Here is a 1,420-nt window from a genome sequence, read left to right as displayed (position 1 = left end):
GGCGCAGTTCAGCCGGCACCAGTTTAACCCCCGTCTGTGGCAGGAGATAAGCCACTAGCTGTTTTTGCCCCCCGGTTTTATCAGATATCGTTTCATGTAGGTGTTCACGTAAGCCTTCATGTAAGTCTTCACGCAGAAGAACCACTGCTTCACGCACACCGTGACACTGTAACAATCTGGCTTCAATTTCCCCCAACTCAATACGGAAACCACGCAGTTTAACCTGAAAATCATTACGGCCCAGATATTCAAGATTGCCGTCAGGTAACCAACGGCCGAGGTCGCCGGTTTTGTACATGCGCGCATTGGTATCCGTAGAGAACGGATCAGGCAGGAAACGTTCGGCCGTCAGTTCGGGGCGGTTCAGATAACCGCGGGCCACACCTGCCCCGGCAATATAAATTTCGCCAGCCACACCGAAAGGAACCGGTTGCCCCTGTGAATCAAGGAGATAAATCTGGGTATTGGCGATTGGCCGGCCGATGGGAACTGAACGGGCAATATCGACGGCGGAAGTAATGGCATAAGTGGCGGCAAACGTCGTGGTTTCCGTTGGGCCATAACCGTTGAGCAAGTGCAACGGTTGCGATTGAGCCAATTGCACCTGCTGGATTTTTCTCGGATCGAGGACATCCCCGCCAACAAGCAGATAACGCAACTGTCCAAACAACGGTTTGATATCGGGGAGATATTCGTTGAACAAGCCGGCAGTTAACCAGAGGGCAGTCACTTGTCCTCTGATCAGTGAGTCGCGGAAACGCAGCGGGTCAAGCAGTGTGGATTGTGGAACCACATACAAGCGTCCGCCATTGAGCAAGGCTGCCCAGATTTCCCAGGTCGATGCATCAAAAGCCATATTGGCACAGTGGGCCACACAGTCATCAGGCCCAATATCGGCGAAACCATTATTGATGATAAGACGGAGCACGTTACGATGTTCGACCATCACCCCTTTGGGAACGCCGGTTGAGCCGGAGGTATAGATCACATAAGCCAGATGGCGTGATGTCAGCCCCAGTGCCTGCACATCCGGGTTATGAGCGGGTTGTATCGTCAGGAACGGTTCCAGATCGTCAAGGGTTACGGTGGGAACAGGGTTTGCCAGTTTGTCTAACTGTGTTGTTAGTATCAGCGTTGTCTGCATCAGCAACGTTTGGGTCAGCAAAACGACCGGCGCGGCATCTTCAAGCATAGACGTCAACCGCCCCGTGGGATAGGTGGGGTCAAGCGGTACATAGGCACCGCCGGCCTTGAGGATAGCCAGTAAACCTACCACCATCTCCGGGCTGCGTTCGACACAAATTGCCACCCGGTCATCGGGCCGTACGCCTAATTCAATCAGGTAGTGCGCCAGACGGTTGGCGCGGAGGTTAAGTTCACCATAGCTGATAGTTTGTTCTTCAAACATGACGGCAATGGC

General features: G+C 53.4%; 1 protein-coding gene. It reads right to left on the bottom strand.

What is annotated here, in order from left to right; translation table 11 throughout:
* Window positions 1-1,420 (bottom strand): non-ribosomal peptide synthetase (locus Xind_RS19485; protein WP_187650934.1); only part of this gene is annotated, 1,420 nt, incomplete at both ends.

The sequence above is a fragment of the Xenorhabdus indica genome (genome assembly GCF_014467235.1).
Lineage (GTDB): Bacteria > Pseudomonadota > Gammaproteobacteria > Enterobacterales > Enterobacteriaceae > Xenorhabdus > Xenorhabdus indica.
Note: the sequence above shows the minus strand (reverse complement) of the source record. Positions and strands in the feature narration are given on the sequence as shown.